Below are 18,650 nucleotides of genomic sequence, written 5' to 3' on the forward strand. Positions count from 1 at the left end.
GCAGCGCCAATGGTACTTGGATGGCAGCATCCTGGGAGAGTCGGTCAGTGCGGGGGTTTTACGCGGGAGTAGCTCAGTTGGTAGAGCATTACCTTGCCAAGGTAAATGTCGCGCGTTCGAATCGCGTCTCCCGCTCCAGCAGGTTCCAGTCTCTCGCTCCACGGAGTCGGAGGCTTTTTTATTCCTGCTCGAACGCCATATTTTGAAAAGCGGCCCGGATGAACTTCATCCGGGCCGCTTTCGTTTGGTTTATGGTGCTCAGCGAGACGATGGTGAGGCAAAGCGGCGCAGACCTCAACTTAGAGCATATGTCATAAAAAGACCTTTTTTATGACCGAGCGGAGCGAGTAGTTTTGACTGAGCAGGACGCAGAATGGAGGCGCGGGGAGGCTGTTTTCCCCGTGGCGTAATTCGGAGTACTGCTCTAGAGCGCTGCCACGGCTTCTGGCACCTGCATCTAGGTCCGGCTGTGTCCCAGCGCCCGTGCCAGGTCGGCTTGCAGATCGGCGGCGGCCTCCACGCCCACGCTCATGCGGATGCTCTGGGGCGTCACGCCAGCGGCGCGGCGGGCGACCTCTGGCATGCGTCCGTGGGTGGTGGTCCAGGGATGCACCGCCAGCGTGCGGGTGTCGCCCAGGTTCGGCGCCATACGGATGATCTCCAGCGCTTCCAGAAAGGCCGCCGGGTTCTGCACCTCGAAGGACATGACCGCGCCGAAGCCGCCGCTGAGATACCGTAGGCCGAGCGCGTGGTGCGGGCTGCTCTCCAGACCAGGATAATTGACCGGCCCCACCGCCGGGTGCGCTTCCAGAAAGCGGGCCAGCGTCAGCGCCGTCTCGGATTCGCGGCCCAGTCTCAGCGACAGGGTTTCCAGACCCTGCGCGATCAGAAAGGCGCTGTGCGGTGAGAGCACCATGCCCAGTTGCGAGGTGCCGAACCAGCGCTGGCGCCAGGCGAATGCCGATTGGCCCCGCGTTTCCAGCAGGCTTGGACTGCCCTCACTGTAGATAGGGTTGCGGCTCAGGTCGTGGCGCGTGCCCACGCTGAGGCTGCCGCCCATCGCCGTGCCGTGTCCTCCGGCCCATTTGGTGAGGCTGTGGGTCACCAGGTCGGCGCCGAAATCCAGCGGGCGGCACAGCAGCCCCACTCCGCCCCAGGTGTTGTCGATACCCAGCAGGGCGCCCTGGGCGTGCGCGATGTCACTTAATGCACCGATGTCGGCCACGTCGGCGGCGGGGTTGCCGATGGTCTCGGCCCAGACCAGCCGGGTATTCGGCTGCATGGCTGAGAGCACGGCGTCCGGCGTGTTGGCCACGATGCTCGCAGTAATACCCATCAGCGGCAAGATATTGCTCAGCAGCCCCGCCGAGCCGCCGAACAGGCTGCTGACCGCCACGATATGGTCCCCGGCCCGGCAGGCGCTGAGCATGGCCGTGAAGCTGGCCGCCTGGCCGCTGCTCAGACATAGCGTCTCGGCGGCGCCTTCCAGGGCGCTGATGCGCTGCTCGACCGCCTTGACCGTCGGGTTCTGGATGCGCGAGTAGCTGCTGCCGGTACCCTGCTGAAACTCCTCGGCGGCGGCGCCCAGGCTGTCAAACTGGTAGGCCGCGATCTGCTGAATGGGAATGCCCACGCCCACGCCCGTGCCGCGCCCGATGCCGCAGTGGACCGCCAGCGTCTCGTAGGCCAGCTCGGTGTCAGGAAGGTCGGGCCGGGCGGTGCGGGAGGCGTCGTCGCTCATGGCTGAATGCTAACGCGCCGGGGCCGGGCAAATGTAGAAACCTCTGCACCGGGTAAGCTGGATTGTCGGTGCTGCGTTACAGGACCGGATGTTACAGTGACCGGATGTCGTATCTCTCCGAACTCCGCGCCGTGGTCGGTGCTCGCCCGCTGCACAGCATCGGTGCCAGCGCTGTGCTCCTCGACGAAGCGGGCCGGGTCCTGCTTCAGCGCCGGGGCGACGATGGCCTGTGGGGCTTGCCCGGCGGCGGTCTGGAGTCCGGCGAGACCTTCGAGCAGGCCGCCCGCCGCGAACTCAACGAGGAAACCGGGCTAGATATGCCCCTGACCTTCTGGCAGGCCGTCAGCGGGCCGGAGCTGTATCACCGCTACCCGAACGGCGATCAGGTGTACTTCGTCGGTGGCCTGTGCCGGGGCCGCCTGGACGCCGCTGCGCTCGACCAAGCCGCCCCCGACGATTCCGGCGAGACGCTGGCGCTGGGTTGGTTTGGCCTGACTGAGCTGCCGCCGATCAGCGCCAACGTCAACCGGCTGACCCTGGGGCTGCTGAGGCGAGAAGTCGGGTTGCCAATGCTGCCCCTCGAAGCGTCGCCGCCTCCGCCAGCAGGCGACCATCTACGTGAGCTGCGAGCGCTGGTCGGCCACCGTCCCCTCTTCGCGCCGGGGACCAACGTCCGCCTGACCGACGAGGCCGGGCAGGTGCTGCTGCTCCGCCGCACAGACAATGGTTTGTGGACCCTGCCGGGCGGCAGCATGGAGCTGGGAGAGACCTTCGAGGACGCCGCCCGCCGCGAGCTGCGCGAAGAGACTGGGCTGAACGTGGGCGAGTTGACGCCGCTCAAGCTGTTTATCGGCCCGGAGTACCGCTGGACGTATCCGCACGGCGACGTGATCGATAACGTCTCACAATTATTTGCGGCCCGGTACGACGGTGGAGCGCTTCGCCTCCAACTTGAAGAGGTCAGCGAAGCCCGCTGGTTCGCACTCGCTGACCTGCCGCCTGACAATGAACTGAGCGGGCGCCTGATTGTGGACAACCTGCGGCTCTAGCCCGCTTTCACGGCCAGCGCCTCGGCGAGCGCTCTGGGCAATGCCTGGGCGACGCGGGCGATGGTGCGCGAGGCGGCAGCCTGCACCATCTTTTCGAAGGCCGCGCCGCCCCATTTCTCGGCGGTGGGCGTATCCAGGTGGGCACGGAAGACGAAGGCGTAGGCCAGCGCCGCAGCGTCCAGTTCAGCGTCCAGCCTGCCCTCACCGCCGACTTCGAGCCAGGCGCGCCGGTGTTCAATAGGTTGAGGTGTGAGGCGGGCGCCACGCTCGGTGTTCTCCAGCACGCTGAAAAACGGCAGACTGACCTCGCCCAGCAGCGGCAGTTGCACCGCCAGCACGCCGCGCACCTCCTGGCCCGAAACCTCGACCTCGCGCAGAAAGCTGACTCTGGACAGCAGCCGAGTGGGGTCGCGCAGGAAGGCCAGGGCGAACTCAGGCGCCAGAGCAGTGGGGGCGCTGAAGTCCTCGTGGGCCTCGACGATCACGCTGACTCCGAACGAGAGATCAGTCCACCCACTCGATCACGACGGCGTTCTTGGCCAGTGCTTCCTGAAGGTCATCATCGCTGGCGCTGCGCAGCCGGGGCAGGTGGGCGAAGCGGGGCGTGGCCGAGGCGTAGCCCAGCCGGACGACCACCTCGTCGCTGCTGTCGTCCTTGCCGATGCGCCAGACCAGTTGCCCGCCCAGCAGCTCCAGTTGTTCCGCGTTCGGCGTAGGGGCGCTCATGGACGCCATTGTAAGGCAGGTTTTGCCGGGTTTGTCAGGTCCGGGTACGGCGCAGGCTTTTATACTCGCCGCATGACTCCCCGCTGGCTTGGCCGCCCCGCGACGCCAGGCTCGACGCTGGCCGCCGCCGCCCTCCGCCTGCTCGGCTGGACCGTGCTGCTGCCGCCCGTGCCCGGCCCCCGGCTGGTGGGTGTGGCGTATCCGCACACCAGCAACTGGGATCTGCTGCCCGCCCTGCTGTGGGCCAGGGCCACCGGATCACCGCTGAAATTCGTCGCCAAGCACAGCCTCTTCAAAGGCCTGCTGGGACCACTCATGCGGGCCTGGGGCGGCCTGCCGCTCAACCGCAGCAAGGCGGGCGGCAACTTCGTGGACGCGGTGGTGGAGGTGATACAGTCGCAACCTGAAATTCTGCTCGGTCTGGCGCCGGAAGGCACCCGCGAACGGGGAGAAGCCTGGCGCAGCGGTTTTTACCATATGGCCCAGGATGCGGGCGTGCCCATTGCCCTCATCACCTTCGACTGGAAGCACAAGCGCGTGGGCGTTCTGGCGTACCTGGAGCCCAGCGGCGACCTGGAGGCCGACTACGAGAAGATTCGCGCCGTGTACGCGGGCGTGGGCGGCAGGCATCCGCAGAAGGCCACGCCGATCCGGGCGAAGGCAGAGGAGTTGGGGTGAACCCACCTTTCAAAGCACGAGGGGCGGTGAAGCCGATAACCAAAGCGCAGGTCATCGGAAATTGGATTTTCCTCGCGGGATTGTCGGTTAGCTCTGTATACCTTTCGATCCCAGATCTCAAATACTTGACGGCACAACGCAAACAAATGAATGGTCTGGTCATGAGAGTACAACACAAGCCCGACACTAACAGGAACTGGTTGACCGTAGAAATCCCAACAGGACAAGCGGTTGCAGTACGATTTTTTGATCCTGTGCAGAAGATCGGGCACCGAATAAATCTAAGTTGCACACGTTCTATTTTCCCCGAATGTCGGTCTGTAGAAAACGTATATCAGATTGGAATGCTTTTGGGCAATGCGGCTGCTCTTGTATTTTCACTCGTACTCGCGTTGATTGGTCGCAAAAATTTAGTCATTCCACTAGATCATTGAGTTGATTGACCAATCCAATCTTCACCCCTCGTCCTTCACCCCTCGTCCTTCAGCCCCTGAATTTCCTCGATAAACCGCTCCAGGCTGTCGAATTCTCTGTACACGCTGGCGAATCTGATGTACGCCACGTCGTCCAGCGGTCTTAGAAAATTCATGGCCCGCTTGCCGATCTCACCGCTGGGAATCTCCGGGGCGCCGACTTCATCTTCAAAGCCGTAGGCGAAGGCCCGCAGGGTGGCTTCGGGAATGGGACGCTTCTCGCTGGCCAGGCTCAGGCCGCGCAGCAGCTTGTCGGGGTTAAAGGCCTGGCGCAACCCGCCGCGCTTGACGACCATCAGCGGTTCGAGCTGGGCGCGTTCGTAGGTGGTAAAGCGCCTGGCGCAGCTCAGGCATTCGCGGCGGCGGCGAATCGCTCCGCCGTCGTCGCTGGAGCGCGAGTTGACCACCTTGCTGTCGGAGGCGCCGCAATAGGGGCATTTCACGGACGCATCAACGCCATTACCAGTTGACCATATCGCGCTCTCGGCGGCTTGGCACGGCGGCCAGCGGCACGTTCACGATGTTGCCGCGCAGGTGCTGCAACTCCGGCAGCGCGAAACTCAGCACAGCCTCGGCCAGCGGCTGGTCGCTTTGCTCCTCGCCGCTGCTGGCGCGGGAGGGCAGCACCATGTTCAGGCGCAATTCCTCGCTGGCGGCGTGCTCGACCAGCCCGCGCAGGGCGCCGCGCTGGGGATACGCTTGCAGCCCGGCTTCGTCCAGATGCGGCCCCACGATGGTCAGCCAGGTGCCGGGCAATCTTCGCTGCAAAATCTGGGTGATGGCGACGCTGCTTTTCACATTGCCGTTGAACAGCTCCATCCACTCGCCCTCGCTCAGCAGCGTGAACTGCGAGTGTGCCCGCCGGTCAGCCAGATGCACGATGCCGTGCAGCGCCCCGAAGATTTCCAGAATGCGGGTCTGGGCGCTCATCCAGTCGAGCGGCACGCCCACGTCGGCCTTGAGCGGTATGGCGGTGCCGCCCGCGAGTTCGATTTTGCTGGCGTAGGCGGCCAGCGTCTCGGAATTGACCCCGATCAGCACGACGCTGGCTCCGGCCCGCGCCAGCGTGCTGCTGATGGCCCGGCCATAGCCCTGGTCGCCGCCCGTCACGGCGATAATCTGACCTTGCAGGCGTCTAGGCTCCATTGCGCAAGAATACGCTGATGGAGAGGGCGTGTGGCATGTGGGAACGGCTCAGGGGCTGCGACCCACTCCCTCGTTTTCCACGGGTCTCAGCGCCTCCGAGGTCAGTTCGCCGATGCGCTGGCCGGTCTGGCAGCGTTCACACCAGTAGCCCTGGTCGCCGCCCCGGAGGTCATGCAGCCTCACCTCACCGCCGCAACCGGGGCAGACCAGGACGTAGCCACGCCCGCTGTCCGGTAACTCTTGCTTACATAATCTATACTTCATATTACGATAATAGCAGAGTAGCAGGTTGGTCATGATGTGACTTCGCTCACCGACTGGGCGCCAGAAAACCAGTCTTTTCGGTGTGCTGCTGGTCAGGTTGGTCTGTCGATTCGGCTCACTTGGCCCAGTGACCGACGCGGTGCAGAATCTCGGCGTCGCTCTGGCGGCCACCGAAATAAATCCAGTTGGCAATCGCCATAATGTTGCTGCCCGGCTCCCCGGTGACCTCTTCCAGCGCTTTGAGGGCACCCGGCACGTCCAGTTCGTTGCGCAAAAAGCCCGCCAGGCCCAGAATGTCGCGTTCCTCGGTCCAGATGGCCCGTCCGTCTTTCAGCACTGCCTCAAACTCGCTTTTCATACCACTCCTCACTTCAGTAACCACATGCTTTGGTGAATACCTCCGGTCGATACCTTCAGTCGATTCACACAGCGCAGTCATGTTTAACACAGTCCAGCGCTCAACACAGGCTGTTCATGAACCCAACCGCCGGTAACCGCTCTTGCCTGCCTGAGCCGGGATGGTTCACGCCCCACTACGGCAATTCGTCGGTGTCCGCTTCAAACAGGTCGGCTTCAAAGGTACCGGGCCCGAAGGTCAGGCGCTCCAGCGAGTCCGGCGTGTGCTCGGTGGCTCTGGAGTGGCCAGGTCGGCTGCGCCCGGCCCGGTTGCTACTGCGCTCTGAGAGCTGGGCAGACCGAATCTGGGGCGTGCCCGGATGAGTGGGTGTCTCCAAAGTCTCGGTCCTGCCGTGCTCATCGGCTCTGTGCTCCTCGCCGACCCGGCTGCGTTTGCGGAGCATGGCCGGTTCTTTGTCGAGGTTGAAGACGAAGTGCCTGGGGCGCCGGTCGCGCAACCAGCTTTCCAGCGCCACCAGGCGGGGGCGGAAGCGCAGGTACTCGCGGAGCTGGCGAACCGGGATGAACTTGGCTTCCTGCACCTCGCGGTCCGGGTCGCGGGGACCCAGTGTACCACCGACCTCGCGCCCGACGTAGAAAAACTGAATATGATGCCCCCAGGTTTCGGCCTGAAATTCGACCATGAAGGCCAGTTCGCGCAGCTCGACGATCAGCCCGGTCTCCTCGTAGGTCTCACGGCGCGCGCCGTCCTGCACCAGCTCACCGACTTCCAGGCCGCCTTTGGGCAAACTCCAGCGGCCCCGTTCGCGCACCAATAGCACCTCGTCGCCGCGCAGCACGATGCAGCCCACCCCGATGCGCGGCTCGGCCAGCGGGCGCTTGTTGCGGCCCCGCGAGGGTGGCGCGGGCGTGGGCGCCTGGATTTCAGATCTGGGTTGTCCGTTGGACGCCTGGCCGGATGACTGGCCCCCAGATGACTGGCCCCCAGATGATTGGCCCGGCGTATCGCTCCGGCGGCGGCGGCGACGACGGCGGGCCGGGTTGGCCGTAGCTGGGTTGATAGTGCCTGGGTTGGCGGTGCCTGGGTTGATAATAGCTGGGTTGCCACTGGATGAATTCTCAGCCTTGGCGGTGGCGGGGGAAGCGCTGCCCCTCGGTTCTTTGCTGGGCATCAGGCTTCTCCTGCCAGATCGTTGAAACGGACGTGGGAGCTGTGAAATTGCAGCTTGACGGTGCCGACCGGGCCGTTGCGCTGCTTGCCGATAATGATCTCGGCGATGCCCTGCTGATCGGTCTCCTTGTTGTAATACTCGTCGCGGTAGATGAACATGACGATGTCGGCGTCCTGTTCAATGGCGCCTGAGTTGTGATTGATCAGGCCATCGGCCAGCCAGGATGCGGGGCCAGGTACGGTCAGGTCGTATACCGTTTGCTCGCCTGCTGGAGTGACGCTGAGCACCTCGTCCCAGTAGAGGTCGTTCCTGGCCAGGACACTCAGCGCCTCGTCTTCTAGACATTCGGCGTAGTCTTGAACCACGGTCCTTGACGGCGCGAAGTTGAAATGGGCCGCGCCGCCATACGACGTGCCGCGTAGCGCCGCCATCTGCCGCTGTGAAATGCCGCGTGTGCTCATACGGGCCTTGATCTGAGCGAAGACCTCCCTGGGCAGCGTATCCACATTGGTATTGACGACTTTGCCGAGCAACTGTTCTCGTAACCGTGTGGCGGCTTCCAGGCGCGGCCCGAAAGCGCCTACCCGGTCCAGAAAGGCGAGCTGATCCGCCGAGCCGGACACGTCCACCGTCCAGATGTTGTCGCCCTGGCGCACCTGGCCTATGATCTCCAGCCGCAGGAGCAGGCCAGCGATGTCGCGCACCAAGCCCTCGCTGCACGAGGCGAAATAGATCCGTGAGCTGCCCCCTTCACTGCGAACATGAATGCAGCCGTCGGTGGCCCACAGGTGACGCAGCAACACACCGATGCGCTGTGCTGGCAAGCTGAAGACCTCGGCGGACAGGCGTTTCTCGGCAGAGCGTTGGTTAAACAGCTCAAGAGCCTTGAGCCAGGCGCCAACGCCGCGCGCCGCCCAGCGGTTGCCGTTGTTGCCGATCACCAGTTGATGCCAACTGCCGCGCCCCTTGATCCGCCGCACGCTGGAGCCGAAGCGCTCGGCGGCCTCTGTCACCAGCTTGCTGTTGTCCTCGGAGGCGGTGGTGTAGCGCAGCGGCTGACCCTTGAGATAGCTGCCGTCGCCGATCAGTTGGCCGAGCAGGGCCAGGCGTTCCTCCGGCCAGCGGGCCAGCAGGTCCAGATCGGGCGCCGCTTCCGGCAGGCGGCGAGCCAGCGCCAGCCGGTCTCCAGCCTTGAGTTCCGCGACGGTGGTCCAGCCGCCGAGCTGGTAGACCCGGTGCTTTCCGGTGGCCCGCAGCTTACGCCCACTGCGCGTTTTGACTTCGTACACGGGCCTGACGCCGACTTCCCAGATCAGATCGCTCTGCGCAGGAATAATCTGAGCGCTTTCACTCATTGCCAGGACTTGCGGCGTCTGTCCAACCAGTTCGGCGATAGGTACGCGGCGTCCATCGGCCAGATTCACCAGCGTCTCGCCGGTCACGCATTCGCGGAGATCGCTCAGCATCGGCCTGTGATTGGGCCTCTGCTCTACGGCACGCGAGAGTTGCGAGAGCACCATCACCGGCACTTCCAGTTCGCGGGCAATACTTTTCAGATTGCGCGAAATCAGGCTGATTTCCTGTTGACGGTTCTCGTTGCCCCCGCTGTTGCCTTTGCTGCCCGACATGAGCTGCAAATAATCGATGACCACCAGGCCCAGGTTGCCGTACTGCGCCTGGATGCGCCGGAGCTTGCTGCGCAGGGCATTGACGGTCAAATCCGGCTCGTCGTCGATGACCATCGGGGCCTCGGCCAGTCGCCCGGCGGCGTGGGCCAGCCGCTCGAAATCGCGCTCGTTGAGCTGCCCGCTGCGGATGCGGTTCATATCGACCCGCGCCTCGTTGCACAGCATCCGCAGGGCGAGCTGCACGCTGGGCATCTCCAGACTGAAGACCGCCACCGTTTTTTCGCCGCGCAGGGCAACGTTCTGGGCGATGGAGAGGGCGAAGGCGGTTTTTCCCATACTCGGCCTGGCCGCCAGCACGTTCAGGCTGCCCTTCTGCAAGCCCGAAATCTGCTCGTCGAGGTCACGAAAGCCCGTCGCCACGCCGTCGGGAATGCCTTTGTTGCTGTGCAGCAGCGTGATGTACTCGAAGGTGTCGTGGACGACCTCGCTCATGGCCTGGTACTGCTCGCCCTTCTTCTTGTGCTCGGCGACCTCGAAGATCATCTTCTCGGCCTTGTCGAGCAGGTCTTCGAGCGGCAGTTGACCGTCGTAGGCCAGCTTCATGGCCTGAGCGCTGGCCGAGATGAGCTGGCGCAGCGTGTACTTCTCCTGCACCAGCCGGGCGTAGTGCTCGGCGTAGGCGGAGGTCGGCACCTGGTCCGATAAACCGATCAGGTAGGTCAGGCCGCCCACGTCGTCCAGGCTGCCGCGCTTGGTCAGCTCGTCGCTGAGGGTCACCAGGTCCACCGGCTCGCCGCGCTCCTGAAGGCCCTGCATGGCGGCGAAAATCTTGCGGTGGCCCTCGCGGTAAAACATCTCCGGCGCCACCGTGTCGCCGAGCTGACTCATCACGTCGTTTTCCAGCAGAATGCTGCCCAGCACGCTGATCTCGGCGTCGTTGTTGTGAGGTGGAACGCGGGGGGTCAGTTCCATTGTGTTGCCATCAGTGAGTGCTGCATGCGTAGCCTTTCTGCCTGCTGCGGCGTGAGCAGGCACGCGCTTACACGGAGTCGCCCTGACCTGTGGTGGGTGGCGTCGTGTAAGCGGATGTATTGATCTGTGGGGTGTGAGGCCCCGTCTGGCGTGAGGATGTTCCCCAGCGCGTTGACCTGAGAGAGATCATACCAAGCTGGAGAGGGGGTGACGTGGCAAGTGATCGTTCAACGTCGAAATAGATATGTGTAGGACGTAAGACATAATTAAGTGTATGTTGAAAACATAAGCTTGGCTGCTCACATTTGTAATGCGTCTGGACGTAGGCTTTGAGCATGAAGAATTTAAGAGTCTGGTTGATGGCTGGCTTGCTGCTGACCCCGGTGACGGCACAGGCGGCCAGTGTGGGTAGCCGTGTGTCCACTCCGGGCAGTACCGTGTTGAGCGACGCTGAAATGGATAAGGCGCATGGGAAGGGTGAGCCGTATGAGCTGGCGGCGACACCCTTTCTACTCATCCCTGGCGTTGCAGAAGCCGCGCTGGCCGTTGGAGCCGTTGCTCTCGTTCTCGCTGGTGGCGTGGCCGTCTATAACGCCGTGACGAGCGATGGTGGTAGTTCGACGGTGGATACCGCCAAGGGAGATACTTTGGCACCTGGGAACCATGCTGGAGGCTCCATTCCTGCACGTGGCCCTGGTAGAGATTTCACCCCGTAAGAGCGTAAGCAAATTAATGATATTGGCGGCAACACTGGTTGCCATACATGTGGTACCAAAACACCAGGCACCAAAGCTGGCAATTTTATTCCGGATCACCAGCCTCCCAATGCACTCAATCCTTCTGGCAAGCCACAGCAGTTGTACCCGCACTGTTCTAGCTGTAGTAGACGGCAGGGTGGAGATGTGAACGGAGCGAAAACGAGAAAGCCCTAAACCACGAGGGTTATATTTCTTATTAAGCCGGAAATTTGGTTTAAAAATCCTTAGTGTTAACCTTTTGTGCGGACGACTAGTGTAACCGGAGGTTGGTGTTGTGAACGACAACTACGAGGTGGTTTTCGATTCTGGTAGCTTAGCAACGCAAAATTTGAGTGAAAAATTCGAATACGAATTACGGATGTCGGACGTAAGACCGGATTTCATAGAAGAAGCAATTGAAATGATCAATAATATTATCAAGACTTTGCCTAACAGCCCTCCTGATCCAAAAGATATCAAACAGTACGGATATTGGCCATTCATACTTGTGAGAGTAAAAGAATTTCTGGAGGTGCATGAGTTCGCACCCAACGGGATTAACACTCGTAACAGTGTTGCAGATATTTTAAACGCATTTGTTTCGCAGAAAAGATTGTGTGACAAAGCTGGGAGCCGATTTAGCCCGCCAGCGTTCCATCAGCTTGTTGTCATTTCGCCGGGAGTGTTGTCCGGTGAAGTATGTCAAGGCATCAGATACGAGTCCCCTGAAAATTTGTCCGGCTGGTGGATTACTGCCGACTCTTGTGACGGAGATCTCAAATCTTTGGAAAAAATTAAATGTGCCGAGTTGACTGAAGCTAGACCTGACTTAATAGAGTACCTTGCCTTGAGCTACCAGTATAGATTTTTCTCGATAGATGGCTTCGTTGAGAAAGTGGAGGAATATGCCTAAGAACTTCAGAGCGTTCATGTTAGTTGGCCTATTGTTGGCCCCGGTGACGGCACAGGCGGCGAGTGATGGTTCGACTTCAGTGCTTGTATGCTCTGGGCGTAAAATCATGTTAGGTGTTAATGAAAAATATAAAGGCTCTTGCTCATTAGTCTTAGGAACTCGAATGTATACTTCTTTTATGAAAAGATTTAGAGTTTTGATGGTGTTGGGCTTGATGATGATTCCAATTACGGCACATGCTGCCGATACCGCCTTTGGTTACAGTGTTGCAGGTGTGTCCGTTGACGGAAAAGTGGATACTGTCTTCAAAGCTTCTAGAAAATCCCAACCTGTAAAAGTATTGGGCAATGCGGTTATTTTATCAGATGAGGAGTTAGATGGTGTGCAGGGTAAAGGTGTGATTGGTGCAGCTCTCGGGTTTTTTGGCGGAGCGACTGTTGCTGCACTCCATTACGGTATTGATGCCGTCATCGGGACTTTTACTGGTCATTCAGATGCTAGTGGTAGGGGAGCAATTAAAGCTATTCTTACTGGTGCTGGAGAAGCTGCTGTCTTAGGGGCTGTTTTACCGGAGCCTTGAAACGATGTTTTGCTTGCATGGCAATTTGCCTAATTAAATCCAACAATATTAAGTCCTATTCAATTATACTTCAAAGTTTATTATTGTCTTCAGCGCTTATCTCAGTAGATCAGGGGGTAGAAAATGAGATGGAATTACCATAGCTATGCTGTAATTATGTCCCTTTCGTTCTTTGCATTCTATTTTATAATAACAGAGACCCTTATAAACAAAAAACCCCTGTCAGTCTTGAGCTGCGTCATTGATTTGCTCCTATCTTCCATGTTTGGTTATGCACTGGCTTATGCGTTGAAAACTATTAAGTCACGGCGTCAACCATAAACCTCTTCGAAATGAGATGCTGTTCTCTAATTTCTACATCAGACAAGGATTTACATTGCTATCTTTAACAAGTGCTTTTTCGATAGTGTGAAACTGAGATATCACTGTTAATCCTTTAACGGAAAAGGTATAATAGAGGTTAAAGGGTTATAGGGAGTCCGATGCGTCCCAATCAGTCAATATTTAAGATTGTGAGTTTAATAACATGCTTTTTGGCTCTATCTTGTTCTGGGGCCGAAAATAGTTATCGCGGCCTGCGGTACTCATCAGTGATTGGTCAGACCACCTGGTATACCTGTGGCCCCGCCGCCCTGGCAACCCTCTTCACCTACTATTACGGCGCTCCGGTGTCCGAACAAGAATTCACTACCCTGACGGTCAATGACCTGGCGAGCCGGGGCAAGAATGCCAACGACGGCGTAACGCTTCTCTCGCTCCGCAATGCCAGCCGCACTAAAGGCATGGACGCCACCGGCTACAAGCTCACTCCTGACGCCCTACGCGAGATGTTGAAAAGCGGTCTGCCGATCCTTGCCAACGTGGTGCAGCCCGAGGACCACTTCACCGTTGTCATCGGCATTGAGGGCGACAGTGTGTTGACTGCCGACCCGTCTTGGGGCTTCAAGGTGCAGCCGATGCGGCAGTTTCTGGACGCCTGGAACGGGGTCGTGCTGGTGCCTGCGCCGAGCAAAGTGCAGGAGGCGAGCGCCAAAGCTCAGGTTGCTAAAGTATTGGCCGCTTACCGTGAGCGGCGAACCCGGTTAAAGTCGGGCCTATGAAAAGCCACTTTGCTGTGGGTTTGGTTCTCAGCGTCTTCGGGTGCGCCAGCGCCCAGTCCACGGCGCCGACCTCCTCGTTTCAGCCGATTGACCCGCTGGTGCGCCCCACCGAGGGGCCGGGCGGCTTCAGCGTCAGCGCCAACTTCGATTACGCGCCGGACGTGTTTTCTTCGCCGGATGAAACGTCCACCTCGAACGGGCTGGGCCTGAGCCTGAGCGGCACCTACAACGTCAGCAGCGCCTTCAGCGTGTTCGGACGGGGCCGTTTCTCGGCGAATCTGAATCAGCAACTGAACGAGGGCGGCGCCTCCGGCACGCAGACCTTCAACCTGGCGGCGCCGACGCTGGGCGCTCAATACCGTTTCGGCGGCGCGTATGATCCGACGATCAGCGCCGAGGCGACCCTGCCGCTGCTGGGTCAACCGTTCGGCGCCGGGCTGGGATTGTCGGCCTCGCTGCTGCGCGACCCGTTGATCGTGGACGGCTCGCTGAGCGCGGCGTATCAGGCAGGCCAGGGCGAGCGGTTGGCCTCGACCACTATTGCGGCTGGCCTGGGCGTGGGTTTTGCCGTCAACGAGAGTTTCACCCTGCGCGGCGAGGTGACCCAGAACTGGACCATTGCCAGGATCGTGTTGCCGTCAACCAGCATCGGCGCCAGCCTCAGCTACAAGCTCGACGAGCGCCAGTACCTGCGGGCCTCGGCGGATGTGAATGTGCTGGGCAGCGCGGCGAGTCCCCGGTTGAGTGTGGGGTATGTATTTCGGCGGTGAAGTTCAGAAAGTAAAACGCAGCTCGGTTAGTATGGTGTCATGAAATATGCCGTTCAGATCGATCATGAGCTGCTGAGTGGCTATTTCGTGTGGGAGATCGCTGATGTCAATTTTGTTGCGACTGAAAACGCGACGCTTCTCGTTTTTGAGAATATTGGATTGGCCAGCGAACATTTTCAAGGTGAATCAATCGAACCGAGCGAAATTATCATTGACAGTTGTATACTGGAGCTGTCTAGGTGTTTGCACAAGGTGGATAAAACTGCAAAAAATCATTTTCTGGATGTGCACAACATTCTTGACGACGTAGCAATAAATTTAGACGTAACCTTTGAATTTTCACAGCAGGATAGAGTTTTGGATCTGCTCAACGACTACGACGAGTTTGGCGTGGATGGCGAACGTCTTGGTCTTTTATTCGCTCTTGTCGAGAACATCAACTTGATGGTTTTGAGGTTGTCGAAGTCATACATATTGATTGAGAACGGTTAGCTTCACTCCGCCACCACTGCATACTTCAAGATCAGCCGCTTTTGACCCACGCTGGGGAAGTGCACCGGCACCTCGCGCTACTTACCCTGGTAGAGATCAGACGCTCGCTTCTAACTTGATGACAGTTAGCGATCTCGCCTCAAACGAATAAACGATCTCATTGTCGCCCACAAACAGGTAAAGGTAGCCTTTGCTCACGCCTGCCAAGCTTAATTCTTGATGACTTGGATCGTCAGTGACAAACCACAAAGGTTTGAAGTCGCGCTGATAGTCTTGAGGCTTGAGTGTCTGCACGTTCAGATCTGACTTGAAGACGTTACCCGCCAGCAGTTTTCTCCAGAATTTGTTCGTATCTTTGTCGATCAGCAGCGTCAGGCGGGCAAGGTCAGCCGCTGCGACGGTCTGCTTGAGCACCGTCCAGGCTCGCGCCCGGTCTCCGAATTCAAACACGCTCACTCCACCACCACCAGCCCGGCGTATTTCAGAATCAGCCGCTTTTGCCCCACGCCGGGGAAGTACACCAGCACCTCGCGCTTCTCGCCCTGGTAAAAGCCCTGCACGAAGGCGCCGTCGCCGAACTTGGCGTGCCGCAATTTGAGCGGTTGAGTCTTGGCCACCGCCCGCTGGATATCGCGGCTCGGAATGCCCAGTCTGGCGCTGACTTCCGGCAAGGATAGGCCGTGCAGGTCGAGCAGTTCCCGCGCCTGGACCGCCCACGACGTATTGACGATCTCGGCGGCGGCGGCGGGCTCGGCCATGAACGGCGCCTCGGCCAGCGCGGGGACGGCCACTGGATCGGCGCCCAGCAGCGCTTCGAGGTAGGCGCGGGTGGCAGCCTTGTCGGTGGGGCGCCGCTCGCCGCTCGGCAAAAACGGCGAGAAGCAGCGGCTGACCGAGGTGCATTCGTAGCAGCCTTTCTGGCAGCAGGTTTTGCGGCACAGCTCCAGCGCGCGCCACAGCAGGTCATCGAGCTGCTCGTAAGCCCGCCGCGCCACACCCAGACCGCCGCGCCAGTCGTCGTACAGGAAGAAGTAGGTGTCGTGCCCGTCGCGGAACACGCCCGCCAGGTCGCCCTCGTCGCAGGCGACCTTTTCGGGAATCAGTTTTTGCAGCAGGTGCTTGAGGGTATGCGCCACGGCGGTGGGTTGCTCGGTGGCGCGGGGGTCGATGCCGAGTTCCAGCGCGGCGGTCTGAAACGGTGCGGCCCGGATCGGCGTCTCGTACAGGTGCTCGCTGAGCTTGTTGGCCTGCATCTTGTCCTGAATGCGGCCCCCGCAACTGCGGCAGGTCCGCTCGTTGAGGCCCGGCTCGCGTTCGCAGTTGCTGCACGAGCGCTCGAAGACTTCCCGCATCATGGTGTAGCCGCTGTACTGCCGCTGAATGGTGACGGTGCCGAAACGGTAGGCCAGCGTGCCGCGCTTTTGCCACTCGCCCAGCTCTCTGGGCTGCACGAGGGTGGCGTGCAGGCCGCGCGTGAAGGTATGCTGCGCCTCGTAACGTTCGACCAGGATGGCGGTGCCGTCCGGACCCGGCTGCCAGCGCTTGACCTTGTAGCCCTCGCCTTCCAGTGTGAACACGGCCTCCGGGTGGCGCTCGACCAGCGCGTAATGGTGGCTGGGACTCTCCAGCGGCGCATTGAACATCTTGCCGCCGTATTTGTCCCAGTCGCTTTCCTCGATGACGGCGAACTTGGCGCTGCCCTCGCCGCGCAGGTTCCAGTATTTGCGCTGCGTGCCCTGATCGCCCAGTCCGGCGTGAAAGCGTTCCTCCTGCTCGCGTTCCTTGTGGCGGGGCGCCAGGTAGGGGTTGTCGGCCTCCACCACCGCCTTTTCCAGCGGCCCGGTCAGAAGCTGATTGAAGTTGCCCTGGTTGCTGTAGAAGGCGTCCACCGGCAGCGGCACGCCCCGGTCGTCCAGCGAGGGCAGATACAGCACCAGCCCCGGCGCCACCCGCCCGGCGCGGCCCGCCATCTGCCGGAAGGCCATCCGCGAGCCGGGGTAGCCGTCCACGATCACCACCTCCAGGTCGCCGATGTCCACGCCCGCCTCCAGCGCGTTGGTGGCGAACATCACGCCGCTGTGGGTGCGCCGGAACTCGCTCAGGCGGCCCTCGCGGTCACTGGTTCCGGCCATGTAGAGGTGCGCGGCGCCGGAGTAGCGCGGATGGACCCGGTAGGTGCCGTGCAGCCGCGCCGCCCGCGCTCGCCCTCGGAAGAAGGCCAGCGCCTTGAGGTCGTGGTTCTGCGCGCCAGCCATCACCGCGTCCCAGAAGCGCCGGGGCTGGCCTTTGTGGTCGGCCAGATAAAAGCGCTTGCCGTGCCGCGCCGCGCCGGACTCGCGCACCTCGCTGACCTCCACGCCGACCAGTTCGCGGGCAAACTGGGCCGGGTTGCCGATGGTGGCGGTGCTCAGCACGACCTGGGGCTGCCCGCCCAGCGCCCGCGAGAGATCCAGCAGGCGCCTGAGCATCCCGGCGACCTCGCTGCCAAACCCCCCTCTGTAGGTATGGGCCTCGTCCAGCACGATGAATCTGAGCGTGCTCAGGAAGGCCCGCATCTTCGGATTCGTCAGGCTCCAGTGGAGCTTGTCGGGCGTGGCCGTCACCATCCGCACGCCGGGCGTGAACACCGCCTCCGGCTGGGCGCCCCCCTGAAACGAGGCCACCTCCCAGGGGTAACCGCCGCGCTCCCGAAAGGCCATCAACTTCTCGCGCTGATCCTGGCCCAGCGCCACCAGCGGATAGACCAGCAGGGCGGTGGCGGCGGGGTCATTCTCCAGCGCCTCGAACACCGCCGGGAAGAAGGCCCCGGTCTTGCCGCTGGCCGTCGGCGTCGTCACGATGACGTGCTCGCCCGCCTTGAGCCGCGTGTACGTCTCGGCCTGGTGGCTGTAGACCTCACCGAAGCCAAAACCCTCTTGCAACGCCCTTGACCAGCCCAGCGAGCCCACCGGCACGGCGTTAGCAGGTTCAGGCTGCTCCTCGTGCAGCAGGGCCGCGCTGCCGCCCAGAATATCGCGTAAAAACGCCTCCAGCGTAAGAAAGGAAGGCGTCAGCACGGGCATGTAGACAGTGTAGGGCGTGCGTTGCGGCGCCGGGGCGACCTGCTCACAGTGGACGTGTGGCAGGGGAGAGGTGGTGGGCGGTCTGGAGGCGAGCCGGACGACGTGCGACTGCAACTGCCCGTGTAGCGCCGTCTCTCGGCTCCCTCTTCGGGGGGGCAGCGGGTGGGGGGTGAGTTGCCCCAGGCCCTTACCACCCCGACTCAGTGCTACTCCAACTCCTTGCCACTCGATGCCGACGGGACCAAGGCTACCTTGTTCCTCTAACTTCAGGTTGCGCCCCAGAATTTACGCCTCTTCTCAAGTCGCCAAATCCCGTTGCGCTCCCCTTTCCCCAAACCGAAAAAACCATTTCTAGAGCGGCAAATTCCGCCGCTGTCGCCAGGGCTTGACAGATCAAAGGCGCCGCTGTATTGTTTCTGAGCCTCCAACGAGGCGGGACGCATGACAGACGAGATGAGTGAGAGAGCAGGGTCGCCCGACAGGGCGATGCAAGCGGTCTTTTCCCCCCGGAAATGGCTCCTGACTTGTGACCGCAGCGGGCCTTAGCCGCCCGGTGCAAACAAACGGTTCTTCGGAACCAAAACACGAAGTCTACGGACTTCAAAGCCATTGCGAAACTGGCAAGGCAAACAGTCAATGTTCATCTTCGGATGATGTTGAATCCAATACATGGAGAGTTTGATCCTGGCTCAGGGTGAACGCTGGCGGCGTGCTTAAGACATGCAAGTCGAACGGCCAGAAGCTTGCTTCTGGTAGTGGCGCACGGGTGAGTAACGCGTAACTGACCTAC

19 protein-coding genes, 1 tRNA gene, 1 rRNA gene and 1 pseudogene are annotated in these 18,650 nt (G+C 60.9%); 11 read left to right on the forward strand and 11 right to left on the reverse strand.

Going from position 1 to position 18,650, the window contains the following annotated elements:
* Positions 1-62: 62 nt before the first annotated feature.
* Positions 63-138 (forward strand) — tRNA-Gly (locus tag Q0R23_RS16745).
* A 319-nt stretch (positions 139-457) separates the two neighbouring features.
* Here Q0R23_RS16745 and Q0R23_RS16750 read toward each other — a convergent pair.
* On the reverse strand, positions 458-1,741 hold the full coding sequence (locus Q0R23_RS16750; RefSeq protein WP_293914842.1) for an aminotransferase class I/II-fold pyridoxal phosphate-dependent enzyme: 1,284 nt from the start codon (positions 1,739-1,741) through the stop codon (positions 458-460).
* A gap of 104 nt (positions 1,742-1,845) precedes the next feature.
* On the opposite strand from Q0R23_RS16750, the gene Q0R23_RS16755 reads away from it, so the two are divergent.
* The gene (locus Q0R23_RS16755) at positions 1,846-2,790 is read left to right on the forward strand and encodes an NUDIX domain-containing protein (protein WP_293914844.1); all 945 of its coding nucleotides are present in this window, start codon (positions 1,846-1,848) and stop codon (positions 2,788-2,790) included.
* Here Q0R23_RS16755 and Q0R23_RS16760 read toward each other — a convergent pair.
* The gene (locus tag Q0R23_RS16760; protein ID WP_293914846.1) at positions 2,787-3,275 is read right to left on the reverse strand and encodes a DUF3809 domain-containing protein; all 489 of its coding nucleotides are present in this window, start codon (positions 3,273-3,275) and stop codon (positions 2,787-2,789) included. The genes Q0R23_RS16755 and Q0R23_RS16760 overlap by 4 nt on opposite strands.
* Positions 3,276-3,294: 19 nt before the next feature.
* A complete protein-coding gene (locus tag Q0R23_RS16765; protein ID WP_293914847.1) occupies positions 3,295-3,525 on the reverse strand; it encodes a DUF3248 domain-containing protein in 231 nt (76 codons plus the stop codon).
* A 63-nt stretch (positions 3,526-3,588) separates the two neighbouring features.
* On the opposite strand from Q0R23_RS16765, the gene Q0R23_RS16770 reads away from it, so the two are divergent.
* Both Q0R23_RS16770 and Q0R23_RS16775 read left to right on the forward strand, forming a co-directional pair.
* On the forward strand, positions 3,589-4,194 hold the full coding sequence (locus Q0R23_RS16770) for a 1-acyl-sn-glycerol-3-phosphate acyltransferase (RefSeq protein ID WP_293914848.1): 606 nt from the start codon (positions 3,589-3,591) through the stop codon (positions 4,192-4,194).
* Positions 4,191-4,628: a hypothetical protein gene (locus Q0R23_RS16775; RefSeq protein ID WP_293914849.1), complete on the forward strand. Its 438-nt coding sequence runs from the start codon at positions 4,191-4,193 to the stop codon at positions 4,626-4,628. Before Q0R23_RS16770 ends, Q0R23_RS16775 begins: the two co-directional genes overlap by 4 nt.
* 35 nt (positions 4,629-4,663) lie before the next feature.
* Here the strand turns inward: Q0R23_RS16775 and nrdR are convergent, their stop codons facing one another.
* The 6 genes and pseudogenes from nrdR to Q0R23_RS16805 form a co-directional block, all read right to left on the reverse strand.
* Positions 4,664-5,110, reverse strand: a complete 447-nt coding sequence (gene nrdR, locus Q0R23_RS16780; RefSeq protein ID WP_293914851.1) for a transcriptional regulator NrdR — start codon at positions 5,108-5,110, stop codon at positions 4,664-4,666.
* 16 nt (positions 5,111-5,126) lie between these two features.
* Positions 5,127-5,813, reverse strand: coding sequence for an SDR family NAD(P)-dependent oxidoreductase (locus tag Q0R23_RS16785; RefSeq protein WP_293914853.1), 687 nt, complete (start codon positions 5,811-5,813; stop codon positions 5,127-5,129).
* 48 nt (positions 5,814-5,861) lie between these two features.
* A complete protein-coding gene (locus tag Q0R23_RS16790) occupies positions 5,862-6,077 on the reverse strand; it encodes a hypothetical protein (RefSeq protein ID WP_293914855.1) in 216 nt (71 codons plus the stop codon).
* Positions 6,078-6,192: 115 nt separating this feature from the next.
* On the reverse strand, positions 6,193-6,435 hold the full coding sequence (locus Q0R23_RS16795) for a hypothetical protein (protein WP_293914857.1): 243 nt from the start codon (positions 6,433-6,435) through the stop codon (positions 6,193-6,195).
* Between the two features lie 412 nt (positions 6,436-6,847).
* Positions 6,848-7,495, reverse strand: a pseudogene (locus Q0R23_RS16800) (NUDIX hydrolase); the annotation flags it as partial.
* Positions 7,496-7,605: 110 nt separating this feature from the next.
* A complete protein-coding gene (locus Q0R23_RS16805) occupies positions 7,606-10,206 on the reverse strand; it encodes a replicative DNA helicase (RefSeq protein WP_293914858.1) in 2,601 nt (866 codons plus the stop codon).
* Between the two features lie 335 nt (positions 10,207-10,541).
* On the opposite strand from Q0R23_RS16805, the gene Q0R23_RS16810 reads away from it, so the two are divergent.
* The 6 genes from Q0R23_RS16810 to Q0R23_RS16835 all read left to right on the forward strand — a co-directional run bounded on the left by Q0R23_RS16810 (position 10,542) and on the right by Q0R23_RS16835 (position 14,798).
* Positions 10,542-10,922 carry a hypothetical protein gene (locus tag Q0R23_RS16810; RefSeq protein WP_293914859.1) on the forward strand — a complete coding sequence of 127 codons (381 nt, stop codon included), beginning with the start codon at positions 10,542-10,544 and terminating at the stop codon, positions 10,920-10,922.
* Between the two features lie 316 nt (positions 10,923-11,238).
* A complete protein-coding gene (locus Q0R23_RS16815) occupies positions 11,239-11,856 on the forward strand; it encodes a hypothetical protein (RefSeq protein WP_293914861.1) in 618 nt (205 codons plus the stop codon).
* Positions 11,849-12,436: a hypothetical protein gene (locus Q0R23_RS16820; protein WP_293914862.1), complete on the forward strand. Its 588-nt coding sequence runs from the start codon at positions 11,849-11,851 to the stop codon at positions 12,434-12,436. Before Q0R23_RS16815 ends, Q0R23_RS16820 begins: the two co-directional genes overlap by 8 nt.
* Before the next feature lie 590 nt (positions 12,437-13,026).
* A complete protein-coding gene (locus Q0R23_RS16825; protein WP_293914863.1) occupies positions 13,027-13,536 on the forward strand; it encodes a cysteine peptidase family C39 domain-containing protein in 510 nt (169 codons plus the stop codon).
* The gene (locus tag Q0R23_RS16830) at positions 13,533-14,306 is read left to right on the forward strand and encodes a hypothetical protein (RefSeq protein WP_293914865.1); all 774 of its coding nucleotides are present in this window, start codon (positions 13,533-13,535) and stop codon (positions 14,304-14,306) included. The genes Q0R23_RS16825 and Q0R23_RS16830 overlap by 4 nt, the downstream gene beginning before the upstream one ends.
* 39 nt (positions 14,307-14,345) lie before the next feature.
* The gene (locus Q0R23_RS16835; protein ID WP_293914867.1) at positions 14,346-14,798 is read left to right on the forward strand and encodes a hypothetical protein; all 453 of its coding nucleotides are present in this window, start codon (positions 14,346-14,348) and stop codon (positions 14,796-14,798) included.
* Between the two features lie 96 nt (positions 14,799-14,894).
* On the opposite strand, the gene Q0R23_RS16840 is transcribed toward Q0R23_RS16835, so the two are convergent.
* Positions 14,895-15,248, reverse strand: a complete 354-nt coding sequence (locus Q0R23_RS16840; protein WP_293914869.1) for a hypothetical protein — start codon at positions 15,246-15,248, stop codon at positions 14,895-14,897.
* Positions 15,249-15,250: 2 nt separating this feature from the next.
* Positions 15,251-17,860 (reverse strand): DEAD/DEAH box helicase, encoded by a 2,610-nt coding sequence (locus Q0R23_RS16845; protein WP_293914871.1) that lies wholly within the window; start codon positions 17,858-17,860, stop codon positions 15,251-15,253.
* Between the two features lie 666 nt (positions 17,861-18,526).
* On the opposite strand from Q0R23_RS16845, the gene Q0R23_RS16850 reads away from it, so the two are divergent.
* A 16S ribosomal RNA gene (locus tag Q0R23_RS16850) occupies positions 18,527-18,650 on the forward strand; the annotation flags it as partial.

Source organism: Deinococcus sp., from assembly GCF_025362455.1.
GTDB lineage: Bacteria > Deinococcota > Deinococci > Deinococcales > Deinococcaceae > Deinococcus.